Below are 15,729 nucleotides of genomic sequence, written 5' to 3'. Positions count from 1 at the left end.
ACCTGAATAAGGAGCAATCATCATGGCATACAGCGTCAAGGTCCTGGACCACTACGAAAATCCCCGCAACGTCGGTTCCTTCACCAAGGAGGAAGAGGGCGGCGTCGGCACCGGCATGGTGGGCGCCCCCGCCTGCGGCGACGTCATGAAGCTGCAGATCAAGGTCAACAAGGAAGGCGTCATCGAGGACGCCAAGTTCAAGACCTACGGCTGCGGTTCCGCCATTGCCTCCTCCAGCCTGGTGACCGAGTGGGTCAAGGGCAAGAGCCTGGACCAGGCCCTGGAGATCAAGAACACGGACATCGCCGAAGAACTGGCCCTGCCGCCGGTGAAGATTCACTGCTCCATCCTGGCGGAAGATGCCATCAAGGCGGCGGTGGCCGACTATAAGAAGAAGCACGGAGACAACTGAGCTTTATTGTCCAGTTTTCCAAGGGGAACACATCATGGCGGTTACACTGACCGAGCAGGCGGCCAAGCACGTGGCCAACTACATCACCAAACGCGGCAAGGGCATCGGCCTGCGCCTGGGCGTCCGCACCAGCGGCTGCTCCGGCATGGCCTACAAGCTCGAGTTCGCTGACGAACTGGCCGAAGACGATCAGATTTTCGAGTGCCACGGCGTCAAGGTGCTGGTGGATCCGAAGAGCCTGCCCTACCTGGACGGCACCGAGCTGGACTATGCCCGTGAAGGCCTGAACGAGGGGTTCAAGTTCAACAACCCCAATGTCAAGGATCAGTGCGGCTGCGGCGAAAGCTTCAAGGTCTGAGGCGGCTTGCCTGGGCGTCATTGCCCGGGCTTGCCGTGCTGCTCGCACTGTCCCGCAGGGATTCCCTGGGGACATCTTCTTGGGGCGCGCCTAGCCCTGGCTGCGCTTTGCCCGCGGGTGGAGCCTGATCCGCCCAAAAAACAATACAATCGGGGCCGCCATGGATTTCAACGCTGATCATTTCACCCTTTTCGGGCTGCCCCGGGTCTTCAATGTGGACCTGGGCGTGCTCGATGCCCGCTTCCGCGAGGCCCAGGCCCAGGTGCATCCGGACAAGTTCGCCGACGCTTCCGAAGCGGACCGGCGTCTGTCTATGCAATGGGCGACCCGGGTCAACGAGGCCTACCAGGCCCTGAAGAAACCCCTGCCGCGGGCCCAGTACCTGCTGCATCTGGCGGGCCAGGACGTGGGCGCCGAGAACAACACCGCCATGCCCGTGGATTTCCTCATGGAGCAGATGGAATGGCGCGAAGCCGTGCAAGAGGCGCGGCAGGCCGGCCAGGTGGATGAACTGGAAGACCTGCATTTCCGCCTGCGGGACCAGATTGCCGAACGCTATGCGGAACTGGGCGCCCTGTTCGACCAGCAGGCCGACTACCCGGCAGCGGCCGACCTGACCCGCCGCCTGATGTTCCTGGAAAAGCTGCAACACGATATTGACGAGGCCCTGGTGGCCCTGGAAGACCAATAATGGCCCTACTGCAAATCGCCGAACCCGGCCAGTCCGAACTGCCCCACGAACACAAGCTGGCGGTGGGCATCGACCTGGGTACCACCAATTCCCTGGTCGCCACCGTGCGCAGCGGCATGGCCGTGGTCCTCAACGACGAGGACGGCCGCGCCCTGCTGCCTTCCGTGGTGCGCTACACCCCGGAAGGGGAGGTGGTGGTGGGCATCGAGGCCCAGGCCGAGCAGGCCCGGGACCCGAAGAACACCATCGTCTCCGTCAAGCGTTTCATGGGCCGGGGCCTGGAAGACATCGGCCACGTGGAATCCGCCCCCTACGATTTCCAGGTGGCGCCGGGCATGGTGCGGCTGAAGACCCGGGCCGGGGTGAAGAGCCCGGTGGAGGTCTCCGCCGACATCCTCAAGGTACTGCGCACCCGGGCCGAAGCCGCCCTGGGCGGCGAACTGGTGGGCGCCGTCATCACCGTGCCCGCCTACTTCGACGACGCCCAGCGCCAGGCCACCAAGGATGCGGCCCGCCTGGCCGGCCTCAACGTCCTGCGCCTGCTCAACGAACCCACTGCCGCCGCCATCGCCTACGGCCTGGACAACGGCTCCGAGGGCATCTACGCCGTCTACGACCTGGGCGGCGGCACCTTCGACATTTCCATCCTGCGCCTCTCCAAGGGCGTTTTCGAAGTCATGTCCACCGGCGGCGATTCGGCCCTGGGCGGCGACGATTTCGACCAGCGCATCCTCTGCTGGATCAGCGAGACCGCCAAGCTGGCGCCCCTGGCTGCCATGGACGCCCGCCTGCTGCTGACCAAGGCCCGGGAAGCCAAGGAATACCTGACCGGACACAATGAGGCGCCGATCACCGCCAAGCTCACCAGCGGCGAACTGGTGAACCTCAAGCTTTCCGCCGAAGTCTTCAACGACATTACCCAGACCCTGGTGGCCAAGACCCTGCAGCCCTGCAAGAAGGCCCTGCGGGATGCGGGCCTGCGTCCCACCGACGTCAAGGGCGTGGTCATGGTGGGCGGCGCCACCCGCATTCCCGCCATCCAGAAGGCCGTGGGCGAGTTCTTCCGCCAGGAGCCCCTGACCAACCTGGACCCGGACAAGGTGGTGGCCATCGGCGCCGCCACCCAGGCCAACCTGCTGGCCGGCAACCGTAATCCCGGCGACGACTGGCTGCTGCTGGACGTGATTCCCCTGTCCCTCGGCCTGGAGACCATGGGCGGCCTGACCGAGAAGGTCATCCCGCGCAATTCCACCATCCCCGTGGCCCGGGCCCAGGAATTCACCACCTTCAAGGACGGCCAGACCGCCATGGCCATCCACGTGGTTCAGGGCGAGCGGGAGCTGGTGTCCGACTGTCGTTCCCTGGCCCGCTTCGAACTGCGGGGTATTCCCCCTATGGTGGCCGGGGCGCCGCGCATCCGCGTCACCTTCCAGGTGGATGCGGACGGTCTGCTCTCCGTCACCGCCCGGGAACAGACCTCCGGCGTGGAGGCCTCCGTGGCCGTGAAGCCGTCCTACGGCCTCACCGACGACGAAATCACCGGCATGCTGCAATCTTCCCTGGAGCACGCCAAGGACGACGCCTTCCGCCGCGCCCTGCAGGAAGCCCGGGTCGAGGCCGACCGCCTGCTCGAAGCCACCGAAGCGGCCCTCAAGGAAGACCCCCATCTGCTGGATGCGGGCGAACGGGCCCGGGTCGATGTGGCCCTGGAAAAGCTGCGCACCGTCATTCAGGGCGAGGACCGCCATGCCATCAACCACGGCATGGACCTGCTGGCCCTGGAAACCAATGAATTTGCCGCCCGCCGCATGGACCAGAGCATCAAGCGAGCCCTGGCCGGGAAGCGGGTGGACGACGTGAAAATCGGAGAAGAAGAATGACCCAGATCATCGTCCTGCCCCATGAGGAGCTGTGCCCCGAGGGCGCCGTGATCGAGGCCGAACCGGGCACCAGCGTCTGCGATGCCCTGTTGCAGCACGATATCGAAATCGAGCATGCCTGCGAGAAGTCCTGTGCCTGCACTACCTGCCACGTGGTGATCCGGGAAGGCTTCAATTCCCTGGAACCGGCCGAGGATCTGGAAGAGGACATGCTGGACAAAGCCTGGGGCCTGGAGCCCAATTCCCGCCTGTCCTGCCAGGCCATCGTCAAGGCCACGCCCCTGGTGGTGGAAATCCCCAAGTACACCATCAACATGGCCAAGGAAGGCAAGCACTGAGGAGAGCGCCATGAAATGGACCGACATCAACGATATTGCCATCGAACTCGCCGACGCCCATCCGGACGTGGACCCCACCAAAATCAATTTCGTGGACCTGATGAACTGGGTCATGGCCCTGCCCGGATTCAACGACGATCCCAAGCACTGCGGCGAGAAAATCCTGGAAGCCATCCAGGGCGCCTGGATCGAAGAGGCCGAGTAATTTGGGTGATGCGGGTGAATTGACTCCGCTCGCAGCCGAGGTGGAACGAAGCAATCAGGACAGGGAAGGCACGACCATGGAACAGCGCTTCAGCGACCAGCAACTGGAACGGATCATTGACGAGGCAACCATTTACATGTGTGCCTGTCCGGCCCAGGTGGCGGCGGCCATCCGCGACCTGCGCGGGCTCTATCGCTACCAGCAGGACTGTCTGGAGGCGCCGAGCAGCGAGCGGCCGGTGCATCAGCTCATCGCCGCCTCCACCAACACCGCCCATGCGGAACTGGAAGAGTGCCTGGACCGGGTGCTCGACCTGGAGGGCTGGGATCGCCAGACTCTGCGCATGCCCGAAGGCCTGCGCCGCAAGCGGGAAGAATCCCTGGCCGGCTTGTAGCCCGGAGATGTATTTTCCGCCCAAAGAAAAAGCCCCGCACTGCGGGGCTTTTGTTTTGCTGCCGGAGCCGGGGCGCTTCAGGCTTCGAACAGGTTGAGCAGGCTGTCCAGGCCGCCGTGGCTGATGGCCACCGAGGCCTTGGCCCGGGTTGCCGGCTTGGCGTGGAAGGCCACGGAAAGGCCGGCTTCGGCCATCATCAAGAGGTCGTTGGCGCCGTCGCCGACGGCGATCACCTGCTCCCGTTCCAGGCCCAGTTCGTCCCGCAGCCGGTTGAGGTGGTGGGCCTTGGCCTGGGCGTCCACGATGTCGCCCACTACCTTGCCGGTGAGCTTGCCGCCGGAGATTTCCAGTTCGTTGGAGGTGGCGAAGTCGAAGCCCAGTTCGATGCGCAGGCGTTCGGTGAAATAGGTGAAGCCGCCGGAGAGGATGGCGGTGCGCAGGCCGGCCGTCTGGGCCGCTTCCAGCAGTTCCCGGGCGCCCTCGGAGAGCAGCAGGCGTTCGCCATAGACCCGGGCCAGGACCCGGGCGTCCAGCCCCGCCAGCAGGGCCAGGCGGCGGCGCAGGCTTTCCCGGTAGTCGATTTCGCCGCGCATGGCCGATTCGGTGACGGCGGAGACTTCCGCCTTCTTGCCGGCGAAGTCGGCCAGTTCGTCAATGCACTCGATGGTGATGAGGGTCGAGTCCATGTCGAAGCAGATGAGGCCGTAGTCGGCCAGCTTGCGGCCGGCGGGTACGAAGGCCCAGTCCAGCTTTTCGGCTTCGATCAGGGGCAGCAGGGCGTCGAATTCGGTCGTGCGGCTGGCGTTGCGGAAGCACACCACCCGGGGCGGCCGGGGTTCCACGGCAGCGGCCTGGGTGGCGGCGGCAATGCGGTCGAGGAGAAAGGTCGGCAGGGCGCCGTTCTGGATGATGAGGTTCATGGTGGTGAGCGGTGATCGGGGTGGAACTCAGGTCGTCTGGGGCGACGACAGGTAATTGTTTTTCACCCGCACGTAGTGTTCGGCGGAATAGCGCAGGTAGGCGATTTCGTCAGGCGTGAGGGGCCGCACCCGGACGGCCGGGCGGCCCACGTAAAGGTAGCCGCTCTCCAGGGTCTTGCCCGGGGACACCAGGCTGCCGGCGCCGAGCATGACCCGGGGCTGGATCACCGCATCGTCCATGACCATGGAACCCATGCCGATCAGGCATTCGTCGCCGATGCGGCAGCCGTGCAGGATGGCGCCATGGCCCACGGTGACGTGGTCGCCGATCAGCAGGGGCGAGCCCTCCGGCTTGGCGGCATTCTTGTGGGAGACGTGGCCCATGGAGAAATCCTGGATGTTGCTGCAGGCGCCGATCTCGATGCGGTTCACGTCGCCCCGCAGGACGGCGTTGCACCACACCGACGAGTCCCGCCCCAGCCGCACGTCGCCGATGAGCTGGGCCGAGGGGTGCAGGTAGCAGGACTCGCCGACGGACGGAAAAGTGTCCAGGTAGGGGCTGAGGAGCATGGGCAGGGCCGGGAAAGGCTTAGCCGGCCTGCCGTTCCGGCAGCACGTCGCGCAGCAGGGTGGCGGCGTCGCGGATCATCTTTTCCGTGGTGGCCCAGTCCACGCAGCCGTCGGTGACGGAGCAGCCGTACTTGAGCTGGGACAGGTCGGCGGGGATGGACTGGTTGCCGGCCTCGATGTTGGACTCGATCATCACCCCCACCATGGACTTGTTGCCCAGACGGATCTGGTTCACCACGTCGGACATTACCAGGAGCTGCAGCTCGGGCTTCTTCAGGCTGTTGGCGTGGGAGCAATCCACCACCACGTTGGGGATCAGCTTGGCCTTGGTCATGGCCTGTTCGGCCACGGAGACGGAGACCGTGTCGTAGTTGGGCCGGCCGCCGCCGCCGCGCAGCACGATGTGGCCGTAGGCATTGCCGGTGGTGCGCACGATGGCCACCTGGCCCTGGTCGTTGAGACCGAGGAAACTGTGGGGCTTGGAGGCAGAGAGAATGGCGTTGATGGCGATCTCGGTGTTGCCGTCGGTACCGTTCTTGAAACCCACCGGGGTGGACAGGCCGGAAGACATTTCCCGGTGGGTCTGGGATTCGGTGGTGCGGGCGCCGATGGCGGTCCAGGAAATGAGGTCGCCGTAGTACTGGGGCGAATTCGGGTCCAGGGCCTCGGTGCCGGCGGGTAGGCCGATTTCATTGACCTGCAGGAGGAACTCCCGGGCCTTGGCCATGCCCACGTCCACGCGGAAGGAGTCGTCCATGAAGGGGTCGTTGATGTAGCCCTTCCAGCCCACGGTGGTGCGGGGCTTCTCGAAGTAGACGCGCATCACCAGCAGCAGGGTGTCGGAGACCTCGTCGGCCAGGGCCTTGAGGCGGCGGGCGTAGTCCAGGCCGGCGACGGGGTCGTGGATGGAACAGGGGCCCACCACCACGAAGAGGCGGTGGTCCTTGCGGTCCAGGATGTTCTTCAGGTCCTGCCGGCCCTGGCGCACCACGGCGGCGGCCTTCTCGGAGAGGGGCTGGCTGGCCAGCATTGCCGCCGGGGTCGGCATGGGGTCGAAGGCGGCGATATTGATGTTGTCGATGTCGGGGGTGGTCATGGTCGTTATGGGCAGCACTGGTTCCGGTTGCAATCGGGAGGAGCCGGCGCCCACCGGAACGGACGCCGCCAAGCCGAGGATGGGAGTTTAACCCTTCCGCCGTCCCTTGCGCACCCTAATGCCGCGATAGCCGGTGCTTATTGCGGAGCCAGCCAGCGGCGCAGCAGGGTGACCAGTTCCTGCTCCGAGAAGGGCTTGGCGAGGAAGTCGTTCATGCCCGCCTCCCGGCACTGGGCCCGGCTCTCGTCCGGGTCGCCGGCGGTGAGGGCGATGATGGCCGTCGGCGTGCCCCGTTCCCGGGCTCGCCAGGCCCGGGTGGTGGCGCAGCCGTCGAGCCCGGGCATGCGGCAGTCCATCAGCACCAGGTCGAAGTCGGCCTCGGGGCCCAGTTGCAGGGCCTCTTCGCCGGAAGACGCGCTCTGTACCTGGCAGCCCAGGGCTTCCAGCAGGTAGGTGCTGGCCTCCCGGATTTCCGGGTTGTCGTCCACCAGCAGGATGCGGCCGCTGAAGCGGGGCGTCCGGGCTGGATTGGTCTCTCGGCCCTCCAGCCATTTGCCGATGGTGGCGATGAGGGTCTGGGCGTCCACCGGCTTGGGCAGGTAGTCATCCATGCCGGCGGCCAGGCATTTTCCCCGGTCGCCGCGCATGACGAAGGCGGTCAGGGCGATGATCGGGGTGCGCCGCCGCTGGCCTTCCTGGATGCGGATCTGGCGGGTGGCCTCGTAGCCGTCCATGCCGGCCATCTGGCAGTCCATGAGGATGGCGTCCGGCTGCCAGCTTTCCGCCAGGGTCACCGCCTCCAGGCCGTTGGCCGCCTGGCGCACCTGGCAGTGGGCCTGGGCCAGGTATTCGGCCAGCACTTCCCGGTTGGCCTCGGTGTCGTCCACCAGCAGGATGCGGGTGTCCCGGGGCAGGGCGGTGATGGGGCTGCCCGCCGGCAGCACGGGCACCGGGCTCACCGTGGGGTCGCTCTCCGGCAGTTCGATGTCGAACCAGAAGCAGCTGCCTTCGCCGCTGTTGCTGCTGACGCCGATGCTGCCGTGCATCAGTTCCACCAGCTGCTTGCAGATGGTCAGGCCCAGGCCGGTGCCGCCGAAGAGGCGGGTGGTGGAGGAATCGGCCTGGGTGAATTTGTCGAAGATGGTTTCCTGCAGTTCCGGCGGCACGCCGATGCCCGAGTCCCGCACCTCGACCCGTAGGTGCTGGCGGCCGGGGGCGATGCGGGTGCATTCGATGTCCAGCTCGACCCAGCCGCTGTTGGTGAACTTGATGGCGTTGTTGAGCAGATTGGCCATGATCTGGCGCAGGCGCACCGGATCGCCATGGATCTTGGGCGGGATGATGCCCTTGATGTGGTAGCGGAACTCCAGCCCCTTCTGGGCCGCGGCGGCGGCCTGGACCTCGGTCAGTTCGCCCAGCAGCAGCACCAGGTCCACCTCCTCCGGATGGATCACCAGCTTGCCGGCCTCGATCTTGGAAATGTCCAGGATGTCGTTGAGGATGGCCAGCAGCTGCTTGGTGCTGCCGTAGGCCAGGCGGATGTAGCGCTCCTGCTTTTCGTTGAGGGGCGTGTGCAGGAGCAGGTCCAGCACCCCCAGGATGCCGGTGAAGGGGGTGCGGATTTCGTGGCTCATGTTGGCCAGGAATTCGCTCTTGGCCCGGTTCGCCGCCTCCGCCTTTTCCCGGGCATGGCGCAGTTCGCTTTCCGCCGCCTTGCGTTCGGTGACGTCCTCGAAGGTCCACACCACGCCGCGGCTGAGGTCGTCCGGATTGATGGCCTTGCCCGACACGGCGCACCAGAAGCACTCGCCGTTGCGCCGCCGCATGATCAGCTCCTGGCGCATCACCTGGCCCTGTTCCAGTATGGGCATGATGTCCTGGGTGGCGCTGACGAAGCTTTCCCGGCTCGGGTACAGCTCCTCGGCCCGCAGGCCGATCACCTCCTGGGAGCCGTAGCCGAACATGGCGGCCATCTGCCGGTTGGCCAGGACCACGTGCCGGTCTTCGTGGTTGCTGGTGTCCAGGTAGGCGATGCCGATGGCCGAGGCGTCCAGAGTGGTCTGCTGGATCGCCTCCACTTCCTCCTTGGCCCGCAGCAGGGCGCTCTCGGCCCGGCTGGCCCGGGTCAGGGCCCAGCCAAGCATGGACATGAGGGCGATGAAGCCGACCACGATGGCGGCGATGAACAGGCGCATCTGCTCCATGCGCTCGGCCAGGGCCGCGTTCATGGAAGAGAGCATGCCCCAGCGGTCCAGTTCCGCCGCTTCCAGGTCGTCGGCCAGGAGGCGGGACTCCTGCACCAGATGGGGCAGGTCGGCGGCGGGCGTGCCGCTGCCTTCCAGGTACTGGTTGGTCTTCAGCTTCAGGTTGCGGATGCGCTCGGAGAGCCGGGCGCGCATTTCCGGATTGCTGTCCCGGCCTTCGGCGCTGTAGTTCTCGGCCAGGGCCAGGGCTTCCCAGGCGGCGGCCACGTGCTTGCGCCGCGCATCGGGGGAATCTGCGGCCCGCTCCAGCAGCTCCTGGCTCTGGCCGATGAAGTAGCGCGCCTTGAGCAGGGTGCGGGCGCCGTGGACGCTGTCGAAATTGGCGTCGAGGAAGACTTCGTGCAGGGTGTTGAAACGGGCGAAGCCGAGCACCAGGATGAGTCCCGCCAGGATGGCAAAGCCGTAGATGACGAAGGGGAGTCGCTGGGAGGCTCTGGGTCGTGGCGGCACGGATTGGGTCCCCGAATGGAAATCAGCGGTTGTGACCGCCGCTTGTCGCTTTTATGATGTTTGGCATTTTCCACTGAGAAGCCGCCAATGGACAAGCTGTTCCCCGCTCCCCGGTCTTTGCAGATTGCCGCCGGCCGCCCCGCCGGTCTCCGGTCGTGGGCTGGAAAGGCAATGCTGGCCTTGTCTCTGGCAATTTTCAGCCTGGCCGCCCGGGCCGATTTTTCTGACGGGGAAATCCGCGTCGGCCTGCTCGTGGATATGCAATCGACCTATGCCCACATCACCGGCAGCGGTTCCGTGGCGGCGGCGCGCATGGCCATCGAGGATGTGGGCGGCAAGATCAACGGCAAACCCATCCGCCTCTTCTTCGCCGACCACGGCAACAGCGTCGCCCAGGGCTCGGCAGTGACCAAGCGCTGGCTGTTCGAGGAGGGGGTGGACGTCATCGCCGACGTGGCCAGTTCCCCCATCGCCCTGGCGGTGCAGGAAATCAACCGGCCCAAGGGGGCGGTGGTCTTCTACAACGGCGTCATGAGCACGGAAATCACCGGCAGCCGCTGTGCCGCCACCGGGGTGCACTGGATGTACGACAGCCAGGCCTACACCACCGCCCTGGGCCGGGAACTGACCCGGAGCGGCGCCAGGACCTGGTATTTCATCACCCTGGACAATGCCTTCGGCCGTAATACGGAAAAGGAGCTGGCGGCGGTGATCGAGGCCAACGGCGGCCAGGTGCTGGGGCGCACCTACCATGGCCTGGGGGAGCGGCAGCTGTTCGTCAAGCTGCGCCAGGCGGCCGAGTCCGGCGCCCAGGTGATCGCCCTGGTGGATGCGGGCCAGGACATGATCCGGGCGGTGCGGCAGAGTTTCGACCTGCTGCGGGTGAGCAAGGGCAAGACGGTGCTGGCGGCGGTGGCCACCGCCCTCAACGACGTCCATGTGATGAAGCCCCAGCTGGCCCAGGGGCTCAAGCTTTCCCATTCCTTCTACTGGAACCTGGACCCGGAGGCCCGGGCCTGGTCCCAGCGCTTCTTCGAGCGCACCGGCGCCATGCCCAGCGACCTGCAGGCCGGCGTCTATTCCTCCCTCATCCACTACTTCAAGGCGGTGGCCGCCAGCGACAGCGACAAGGGCACTACCGTGGTGGCCAGGATGCGGGAAATCCCCATCCGCGACCCCATCGTGCGCAACGCCCGCCTGCGGGAAGACGGGCGCATGGTGCACGACATCTACCTGCTGGAAGTGAAGAAGCCCGGGGATATCCGGGAACCCTGGGACTACCTGCGGGTGTTGCGCACCATCCCCGGGGAGCAGGCCTTCAGCCCCCTTTCGGCGAGCGCTTGCCCTTTGCTGGCGCGCTAGGCTTGGCGGCCTGGCCGCGGCGGGGCAGGTGGCTGCCGGCCCCGGCGAGGAACTGGCGACCGGAGTCGTAGCCCACCTGGAACAGGGTCTCCAGGTTGGAACGGGACCAGTCCAGGGAGGTTTCCCATTTGTCCGCCGGGATGTCGAAGGGCACCTTGAGCAGGTTCCACTTGCCGTCCCGGTTGTACTTGGCTTCGAAAATCTTGGTGTCGTCCCGGGCGATTTCCACCAGGGGCACGATGATGGAGAGCAGCCAGGCGTCGTAGAGGTCCCGCGGCGTGCGCATCAGCTTCTCGGCACCCAGCACGTCGAAGACCACGATGTCCTTCACCTCCGGTTCGTGGCTGACCAGGGCTTCGTAGTTGAGGCAGTCGTGGGCGGCGCCTTCGTAGTAGTACTTGGGCTGGCCGTCCTCCGGATCCACCATCTGGTGCGGCGGGTAGAGGAAGGGGAAGGCCAGGGCGGCGCGCAGGGCGTCGCCGCTGATCTGTCCCTTGGCGCTGCTGAAATTCTGCATGCGCCGGTCGTTGATGTTGTAGGCGTTCACGTAGAAACGCTCGTGGCGCTGCTGCAGGGCGGAAAAATCCACCACCTGCTCGAGGAACGGCACCGGCGCGCAGAGACCCAGGCTGTCGGCATTGAGGTCGGTGGGGCAGGCCACGGCGAACATCAGCTTGATCAGGTCGGCCTGCAGCCGCGTCGCCTCGTGGCCGCCCAGCTGCTGCTCCATGGCCTGGACCAGGGGATTGGCCTGCAGCAGGGCCCGGTAGGCCTCGGCGATGGAGCCGGATTTCTGGAATACCTTGAAATTGACCGGATAGCGCTGGTAGAGGGCGTCGGCGATGCCCATGTCCACGGTGCTGCGCAGGGCCTTCAGGGAATCGCCGCCCTGGGGTGCCAGGTAGAGCAGGCCGATGAGGGCGCCGGCCCCGGCGGTGGAAACCACGTCGAATTCGACGCCGGCCTCCTCGAAGGCCACCAGGGCGCCGGCCATGAGGGTGGCGTTGGGGGCGCCGCCCCCGATGATCAGTGCAGTCTTTGCCATTGCGTTGTCCTCCGGAATTGGGTTTTCCGGCAACGCAGGCCCGGGGTGGTCAGGCGCCCAGTTGCCGGAACAGATCCTTCACAGCATCGACCCGTTCCTTGAGGGTCGGCATATGACGAACGACTGCCAGTTTATCCTGCCCGGCCAGCTTGAAGTGACGGTTTTTCTGAATCAGTTCGATGATGCGGATGGGCTCGATGGGCGGATTGGGGCAGAACTGCACGGTCAGCTGGCTGGCAGTGGCGTCCAGCTTGACGATGCCCAGGGGCCTGGCCAGCAGGCGCAGGCGGTGGGTGGCCAGCAGGCACTGGCCCTGGGGCGGCAGTTCGCCGAAGCGGTCGATCAGCTCTTCCTGCAGGGCATTGATGTCCTCCTCCGTCTCGCAGTTGGAGAGGCGCTTGTAGAGGGTCAGGCGCTCGTGCACGTCGGGGGCGTAGGCGTCGGGCAGCAGGGCCGGGGCGTGCAGGTTGATTTCCGTGGTGACGCCCAGGGGCTGGGTCAGATCCGGCTCCCTGCCCTGCTTGAGGGCGGCCACCGCCCGGTTGAGCATCTCGGTGTACAGGTTGAAGCCCACTTCCTGCATTTCGCCGGACTGGTTTTCCCCCAGTACCTCGCCGGCGCCGCGGATTTCCAGGTCGTGCATGGCCAGGTAGAAGCCGGCCCCCAGCTCTTCCATGTGCTGGATGGCCTCCAGGCGCTGCTTGGCCTGCTTGGTCAGGGCCTTTTCATCCTGCACCAGGAGGTAGGAGTAGGCCTGGTGGTGGGAGCGGCCGACCCGTCCCCGCAGCTGGTGCAGCTGGGCCAGGCCGAATTTTTCGGCCCGGTTGATGAGGATGGTGTTGGCGTGGGGATTGTCGATGCCGGTCTCGATGATGGTGGTGCATAGCAGCAGGTTGGCCCGCTGCTGGGTGAAGTCCCGCATCACCCGCTCCAGCTCCCGCTCGTTCATCTGGCCGTGGCCGACCACGATGCGGGCCTCGGGCACCAGGGACTGGAGCTTCTCCCGCATGTTGTCGATGGTGTCCACCTCGTTGTGCAGGAAGTACACCTGGCCGCCACGCTTCAGTTCCCGCAGCACCGCCTCGCGGATGATGCCGTCGGAGAACTTGGCGACGAAGGTCTTGATGGCCAGCCGCTTCTGGGGCGCCGTGGCGATCACCGAGAAGTCCCGCAGGCCTTCCAGGCTCATGGCCAGGGTGCGGGGGATGGGGGTGGCGGTCAGGGTCAGCACGTCCACCTCGGCCCGCAGGGCCTTCAGGGCCTCCTTCTGGCGCACGCCGAAGCGGTGTTCCTCGTCGATCATGACCAGGCCCAGGCGGTCGAACTTCATCTCCTTGGAGAGCAGCTTGTGGGTGCCGATGACGATGTCGATCTTGCCCGCCTCCAGGTCCTTCATGGCCTGGGCGGTTTCCTTGGCGGTCTTGAAGCGGGACAGTTCGGCGATCTGCACCGGCCAGTCGGCGAAGCGGTCCTTGAAGGTCTGGTAGTGCTGTTCGCAGAGCAGGGTGGTGGGGCATAGCACCGCCACCTGCTTGCCGCCGGCGACGGCGACGAAGGCGGCGCGCAGGGCCACCTCGGTCTTACCGAAGCCCACGTCGCCGCACACCAGGCGGTCCATGGGCTTGCCCGACTTCATGTCCTCGATCACCGCGGCGATGGCGGTGGCCTGGTCTTCCGTCTCCTCGAAGCCGAAGCCGTCGGCGAAGGCCTCGTAGTCGTTCTCGGTGAAGGCGAAGGCATGGCCCTGGCGCGCCGCCCGGGCGGCGTAGAGGGCCAGCAGTTCGGCGGCGGTGTCCCGGGCCTGTTCGGCGGCCTTTTTCTTGGCCTTTTCCCACTGGCCCGAGCCCAGGCTGTGCAGGGGCGCCGCATCGGGCTCGTTGCCGGAGTAGCGGGAGATGACGTGGAGCTGGGAGACGGGCACGTACAGCTTGGCCTCGTTGGCGTAGTGCAGCTCCAGGAATTCGGTGTCGCCTTCGCCCAGGTCCAGGTGCAGCAGGCCCATGTAGCGGCCGATGCCGTGGGATTCGTGCACCACCGGGTCGCCCACCTTGAGCTCGGTCAGGTCCCGCAGCCAGTTGTCCATGGAGGCCCGGCGCTGGGCGTTCTGGCGGCTGCGGCGGTTGGGGCTGCCGGCGTACAGCTCGGTCTCGGTGATGATGGCCAGGCCGTCGAGGCAGAAGCCGCTTTGCAGGGGGGCCACGCCCAGGGCCAGGGGCGCGTCGCCGCCGAGGAAGGCGGCAAAGTCGGCGCTGGCGGCGGGCTTGAGGCCGTGTTCCAGCAGCAGTTGCTGCAGGGTTTCGCGGCGGCCGGCGGATTCGGCCAGGAGCAGGGTACGGCGGCCCTGGCGGCCGGCGATGAACTGCTTGAGGGCGGTCAGGGGGTCCTCAGCCCGCCGTTCCACCGCCACGGCGGGGACGGCGGTGGCCAGGGGCGGCGTGCCTTCCGCCGGGGTGCCCAGGATCAGCTTGGCGTAATCCTTGGCGGCGACGAAGAACTGCTCCTCGGAGAGGAACAGCTCGGCCGGGGGCAGCAGGGGCCGGGCCTTGTCGCCGGCCAGCATGTTGTAGCGAGACTGGGTGTCGCGCCAGAAGTCCTGCAGGGCAAGCGCCACGTCCCGGTGCTGGCAGAGCACGGCGTCCTTGGGCAGGTAGTCGAAGAAGGTGGCGGTTTCCTCGAAGAAGAGGGGCAGCCAGTATTCGATGCCGGCGGAAGGAACGCCGTTGGAGACGTCCTTGTAGATGCCGGACTTGGCCGGATCGCCTTCGAAGACTTCGCGGAAGCGCTGGCGGAAGCGGGTGCGGCCGCCGTCATCCAGGGGGAACTCCCGGGCCGGCAGCAGGCGGATTTCCGGCACCGGGTAGAGGCTGCGCTGGGTGTCAGCGTCGAAGGTACGCAGGGTCTCGATCTCTTCGTCGAAGAGGTCGATGCGGTAGGGCAGGGCCGAGCCCATGGGGAACAGGTCCACCAGACCGCCGCGGATGGAGTATTCCCCCGGCGACACCACCTGGGTGACGTGGGTGTAGCCGGCCAGGGTGAGCTGGCTGCGGAACTGCTCGGCGTCCAGCTTCTCGCCCTTTTTCAGGAAAAAGGTGTAGGCCGCCAGGTAGCTGGGCGGGGTCAGGCGGTAGACGGCGGTGGTGGCTGGCACCAGCAGCACTTCGCACTCGCCCCGGCTGACGGCGTAGAGGGTGGCCAGGCGTTCGGAGACCAGGTCGTGGTGGGGCGAGAAATTGTCGTAGGGCAGGGTTTCCCAGTCCGGCAGCAGGCGCACCTTCAGGTCCGGCGCGAACCAGGGGATTTCCTCCAGCAGGCGCTGGGCGTCCGCCGGGCTGGCGGTGAGCACGGCCAGCAGGCGCTTCTGGCTGCGGGCCTGGCTGCCGAGCCGGGCCAGGGCCAGGGCGTCGGCGGAACCGGCCAGGGGCGGCAGGTGCAGGCGTTCGCCGCTGCGCGGCAGCTGGGCCAGGGCGCGGGAAATTTCGGGAGGCAGTTCGGGCAGGGCGGGCGAGGTGGAGGCGGACACGAGGAGGTAAATCAGGCAGGCGGGGGAGGCAGGATTATAGCCCAGGGGCGATGGCTCGGCCGGGGCGCTGCCGTTTGCCGACGCCGGGGCCGGGCTGGCGCCGCAGCGCCGCCGGGGATGATTGCCTCAGGTGCATGGCCGCCGCGCCTTGCGGGGTGCGGCTTGTGGCCGGGCCATGCCGAAGATGCCCGTCCCTCCTGGCCTGCAGGCCATGCCGCTTTTCG

General features: G+C 66.5%; 14 protein-coding genes. 8 read left to right on the top strand and 6 right to left on the bottom strand.

The genetic code is table 11. The features are described from left to right. Positions 1-22 precede the first annotated feature (22 nt). From iscU to OEL49_RS15115, 7 genes are all read left to right on the top strand, one after another. Positions 23-412: a Fe-S cluster assembly scaffold IscU gene (gene iscU / locus OEL49_RS15145; protein WP_014237426.1), complete on the top strand. Its 390-nt coding sequence runs from the start codon at positions 23-25 to the stop codon at positions 410-412. Positions 413-446: 34 nt separating this feature from the next. Further along, a complete protein-coding gene (gene iscA / locus OEL49_RS15140; RefSeq protein WP_014237427.1) occupies positions 447-770 on the top strand; it encodes an iron-sulfur cluster assembly protein IscA in 324 nt (107 codons plus the stop codon). 160 nt (positions 771-930) lie between these two features. Next, complete coding sequence (gene hscB, locus OEL49_RS15135; RefSeq protein ID WP_014237428.1) at positions 931-1,461, top strand: Fe-S protein assembly co-chaperone HscB; 531 nt, start codon at positions 931-933, stop codon at positions 1,459-1,461. Next, the gene (hscA, locus tag OEL49_RS15130) at positions 1,461-3,341 is read left to right on the top strand and encodes a Fe-S protein assembly chaperone HscA (protein WP_014237429.1); all 1,881 of its coding nucleotides are present in this window, start codon (positions 1,461-1,463) and stop codon (positions 3,339-3,341) included. The genes hscB and hscA overlap by 1 nt, the downstream gene beginning before the upstream one ends. Further along, entirely contained in the window at positions 3,338-3,679 is a 342-nt protein-coding gene (fdx, locus tag OEL49_RS15125; RefSeq protein ID WP_014237430.1) for an ISC system 2Fe-2S type ferredoxin, read from the top strand. Before hscA ends, fdx begins: the two co-directional genes overlap by 4 nt. 10 nt (positions 3,680-3,689) lie before the next feature. After that, a complete protein-coding gene (iscX, locus tag OEL49_RS15120) occupies positions 3,690-3,884 on the top strand; it encodes a Fe-S cluster assembly protein IscX (RefSeq protein WP_014237431.1) in 195 nt (64 codons plus the stop codon). 76 nt (positions 3,885-3,960) lie between these two features. Continuing rightward, on the top strand, positions 3,961-4,278 hold the full coding sequence (locus OEL49_RS15115) for a hypothetical protein (protein WP_014237432.1): 318 nt from the start codon (positions 3,961-3,963) through the stop codon (positions 4,276-4,278). Between the two features lie 77 nt (positions 4,279-4,355). Here the strand turns inward: OEL49_RS15115 and serB are convergent, their stop codons facing one another. The 4 genes from serB to OEL49_RS15095 form a co-directional block, all read right to left on the bottom strand. Beyond that, positions 4,356-5,198 carry a phosphoserine phosphatase SerB gene (gene serB, locus OEL49_RS15110; protein ID WP_287875454.1) on the bottom strand — a complete coding sequence of 281 codons (843 nt, stop codon included), beginning with the start codon at positions 5,196-5,198 and terminating at the stop codon, positions 4,356-4,358. Positions 5,199-5,225: 27 nt separating this feature from the next. Further along, positions 5,226-5,768 (bottom strand): gamma carbonic anhydrase family protein, encoded by a 543-nt coding sequence (locus OEL49_RS15105; RefSeq protein WP_287875452.1) that lies wholly within the window; start codon positions 5,766-5,768, stop codon positions 5,226-5,228. Between the two features lie 19 nt (positions 5,769-5,787). Continuing rightward, positions 5,788-6,864: a 3-deoxy-7-phosphoheptulonate synthase gene (locus tag OEL49_RS15100; protein WP_287875450.1), complete on the bottom strand. Its 1,077-nt coding sequence runs from the start codon at positions 6,862-6,864 to the stop codon at positions 5,788-5,790. A gap of 137 nt (positions 6,865-7,001) precedes the next feature. Further along, the gene (locus OEL49_RS15095; RefSeq protein WP_287875448.1) at positions 7,002-9,578 is read right to left on the bottom strand and encodes a PAS domain-containing hybrid sensor histidine kinase/response regulator; all 2,577 of its coding nucleotides are present in this window, start codon (positions 9,576-9,578) and stop codon (positions 7,002-7,004) included. A 171-nt stretch (positions 9,579-9,749) separates the two neighbouring features. Between OEL49_RS15095 and OEL49_RS15090 the strand changes: the two genes are divergently transcribed. Then, entirely contained in the window at positions 9,750-10,940 is a 1,191-nt protein-coding gene (locus OEL49_RS15090) for an ABC transporter substrate-binding protein (protein WP_287875446.1), read from the top strand. Here the strand turns inward: OEL49_RS15090 and OEL49_RS15085 are convergent. Next, entirely contained in the window at positions 10,897-11,985 is a 1,089-nt protein-coding gene (locus OEL49_RS15085; RefSeq protein ID WP_014237438.1) for a patatin-like phospholipase family protein, read from the bottom strand. The genes OEL49_RS15090 and OEL49_RS15085 overlap by 44 nt on opposite strands. Before the next feature lie 49 nt (positions 11,986-12,034). Further along, on the bottom strand, positions 12,035-15,505 hold the full coding sequence (gene mfd / locus OEL49_RS15080) for a transcription-repair coupling factor (protein WP_414635390.1): 3,471 nt from the start codon (positions 15,503-15,505) through the stop codon (positions 12,035-12,037). Positions 15,506-15,729: the final 224 nt, after the last annotated feature.

This window comes from Azospira sp. (assembly GCF_030247495.1).
Lineage (GTDB): Bacteria > Pseudomonadota > Gammaproteobacteria > Burkholderiales > Rhodocyclaceae > Azospira > Azospira oryzae.
Note: the sequence above shows the minus strand (reverse complement) of the source record. Positions and strands in the feature narration are given on the sequence as shown.

What these genes read in the sequence shown, in the direction of transcription:
- iscU (WP_014237426.1), top strand. Translation starts at nt 23, where the DNA reads ATGGCATACAGCGTCAAGGTCCTGGACCACTACGAAAATCCCCGCAAC.
- iscA (WP_014237427.1), top strand. Translation starts at nt 447, where the DNA reads ATGGCGGTTACACTGACCGAGCAGGCGGCCAAGCACGTGGCCAACTAC.
- hscB (WP_014237428.1), top strand. Translation starts at nt 931, where the DNA reads ATGGATTTCAACGCTGATCATTTCACCCTTTTCGGGCTGCCCCGGGTC.
- hscA (WP_014237429.1), top strand. Translation starts at nt 1,461, where the DNA reads ATGGCCCTACTGCAAATCGCCGAACCCGGCCAGTCCGAACTGCCCCAC.
- fdx (WP_014237430.1), top strand. Translation starts at nt 3,338, where the DNA reads ATGACCCAGATCATCGTCCTGCCCCATGAGGAGCTGTGCCCCGAGGGC.
- iscX (WP_014237431.1), top strand. Translation starts at nt 3,690, where the DNA reads ATGAAATGGACCGACATCAACGATATTGCCATCGAACTCGCCGACGCC.
- OEL49_RS15115 (WP_014237432.1), top strand. Translation starts at nt 3,961, where the DNA reads ATGGAACAGCGCTTCAGCGACCAGCAACTGGAACGGATCATTGACGAG.
- serB (WP_287875454.1), bottom strand. Translation starts at nt 5,198, where the DNA reads ATGAACCTCATCATCCAGAACGGCGCCCTGCCGACCTTTCTCCTCGAC.
- OEL49_RS15105 (WP_287875452.1), bottom strand. Translation starts at nt 5,768, where the DNA reads ATGCTCCTCAGCCCCTACCTGGACACTTTTCCGTCCGTCGGCGAGTCC.
- OEL49_RS15100 (WP_287875450.1), bottom strand. Translation starts at nt 6,864, where the DNA reads ATGACCACCCCCGACATCGACAACATCAATATCGCCGCCTTCGACCCC.
- OEL49_RS15090 (WP_287875446.1), top strand. Translation starts at nt 9,750, where the DNA reads ATGCTGGCCTTGTCTCTGGCAATTTTCAGCCTGGCCGCCCGGGCCGAT.
- OEL49_RS15085 (WP_014237438.1), bottom strand. Translation starts at nt 11,985, where the DNA reads ATGGCAAAGACTGCACTGATCATCGGGGGCGGCGCCCCCAACGCCACC.